The sequence below is a fragment of the Streptosporangium fragile genome (assembly GCF_039534445.1).
Classification (GTDB): domain Bacteria; phylum Actinomycetota; class Actinomycetes; order Streptosporangiales; family Streptosporangiaceae; genus Streptosporangium; species Streptosporangium fragile.
This window is the reverse complement of the sequence record NZ_BAAAVI010000159.1, coordinates 1-2,193: the sequence shown is the minus strand read 5'-3', so window position 1 is coordinate 2,193 and position 2,193 is coordinate 1. Positions and strand designations below refer to the sequence as shown.

General features: G+C 71.4%; 2 protein-coding genes. Both read left to right on the top strand.

The window, feature by feature from the left end:
* Window positions 1–114: 114 nt before the first annotated feature.
* The gene (locus ABD841_RS40395; protein ID WP_344982363.1) at window positions 115–1,155 is read left to right on the top strand and encodes a tryptophan dimethylallyltransferase family protein; all 1,041 of its coding nucleotides are present in this window, start codon (window positions 115–117) and stop codon (window positions 1,153–1,155) included.
* The coding region (gene fni, locus ABD841_RS40390) for a type 2 isopentenyl-diphosphate Delta-isomerase (protein ID WP_344982361.1) at window positions 1,155–2,193 on the top strand (1,039 nt) is incomplete at its 3' end. The genes ABD841_RS40395 and fni, both read left to right, overlap by 1 nt.

Below are 2,193 nucleotides of genomic sequence, written 5' to 3'. Positions count from 1 at the left end.
AAGGGATCAGAAATGACCGTGACGAACGTTTTCCCGCAGATCCCCGATGACGATAATCAGACGCGTAGTCTGCCGTTTACCGAACGGCGGTTCGGTGAGGTGGCGGCGGCGGACATGCGCGCGCTCTGCGCGGCGCTCGAACTGCCCGACGCCTGTCACCGCACGGTGGACGAGCTCGTCGCGGCCCTGTTCGGCCCCTGGGGCGGGCGGCCGTTCGGGCTCACTCCTCCGACGCGCACCGACATCACCGACGACGGGTCGCCGTTCGAGTACTCGGTGGTGGTCGGGACCGACCGGCCGCAGGTGCGGCTCCTCCTCGAACCGCAATCCCCGACGCAGCCGACGACCCCCGCATCCAACTGGGGCGCGGGCTGGGCCACCCTGCGGTCGCTGCGACAACGCGGCCTTGTCGATCTCAGCGCCGCCGAGGCCGTGGGCGACCTCTTCGAGCCCCTGTCCGGTCACGCCGGGTTCGGGCTGTGGCTGGGAGCGGTCATCCGGCCGGGCACCCGCCCACTGATCAAGGCGTACTTCGACCCCGGCGCGGCCGGGGCCGACAACAGCCGCGCCCTCGTGGCCGAAGCCATGAAACGATTAGGCTACACATCGGGATGGGCCTGGCTGCGCCGCCACGCGCTGGACCGGCCGGACACCCCGATCCCCTTCATCTCCCTTGACCTCACCGCCGCCGACGTCTCACGCGTCAAGGTGTACACGCCCGCGGTGGTGGACGACGCCGCGTCCCTGGAGGCCCTGCTGGCCCCGCTGCCGGGCTACACGCCGGGAACCGCGCGAAGGTTCTGCGACGACCTGCTGGGCCCGCAGACGGTCTTCGACCGGCGTCGCCCGCTGGTGTGCTGGGAGATGACCGCACGCCTGCGAGCACACCCGACCCAGGCGACCTTGCATCTGCCGGTCCGCTGCTACACCGACCACGACCAGAGCGTGCTCCGCCGCGTGCGCCGGACGTTCCCCGCCTGCGACGCGGTGGCGCTGGAACGCGCGGTGCGGGCGATCGCGCGCCGCCCGCTGACGACCGGCTCGGGCCTCATCGCCTGGGTCTCGCGGAAACTGACCGCCGGCCCGCCGCAGCTGACCGCGTACCTGTCGGTTGAGGGCTACCGGCACACCCGTGCGGAAAGCGCGGAGGCGTGATGACCGGGATCACCGGCCGGCGCAAGGACCAGCACCTCGACCTGTGCCTTTCCGAACAGGTCGAACCGGCGGCGCACGGCACCCTGCTGGAATGCGTGGACCTCATCCACTGCGCGATGCCCGAACGCGGCGTCGACGACGTCGACCTGAGCGCGCAGCTGTTCGGCCGGCCGATCAACGCGCCGCTGCTCATCACCGGCATGACCGGAGGGACTCCGCGCAGCGCCCAGGTCAACCGGGACCTCGCCCGCGTCGCCCAGGACGTGGGCGTCGCCTTCGGCGTGGGCAGCCAGCGCGCGATGGCCGAAGACCCCCGCCTGAGCGCCTCCTACCAGGTGCGTGAGGTCGCACCATCCATCCCCATCCTTGGCAATATCGGGCTGCGGCAGGCCGTCCAACTCGGTGTCGACGGTGTCGCCACGCTGAAAGACGCCATTGACGCCGACGGCATGGCGGTGCACCTCAATGTCGCGCAAGAACTCACCCAGCCCGAAGGCGACCGTGACTTCCGCGGCGGATACGCGCTCATCGAACGCCTCGTCCACCGGCTCGACGGTGCCGTACTGGTCAAGGAGACCGGTTGCGGCATCTCCCCGGCCGTCGCCCGGCGCCTGGCCGACTGCGGGGTCACGATCATCGACGTCTCCGGAACCGGAGGCACCTCCTGGGTCCGCGTCGAGCAGCTCCGCGCCCCGGCTCCCCCGGCCGCCGATGGCATGGCCCGCTGGGGCATCCCGACGGCGGCCGCGACGGTCGCCTGCCGTGACGTCCTCGGCGAGGACATTGTGATCATCTCATCCGGCGGTATCCGTACCGGCCTGGACGCCGCTCGCGCCCTGGCACTCGGCGCCGACCTGGTCGGCACGGCCCTGCCGCTGTTACGGGCCTGGGACGCCGGCGGTGTCCCGGGCGCCACCGAGGCACTGCGACAGCTGATCGACGGCATCCGCCATGTGACCCTCCTCACGGGATCGGCCGCCGCGACCGACCTACGACACGCCCCCAGACTCATCCGCCCACCCCTGAACGACTGGCGGC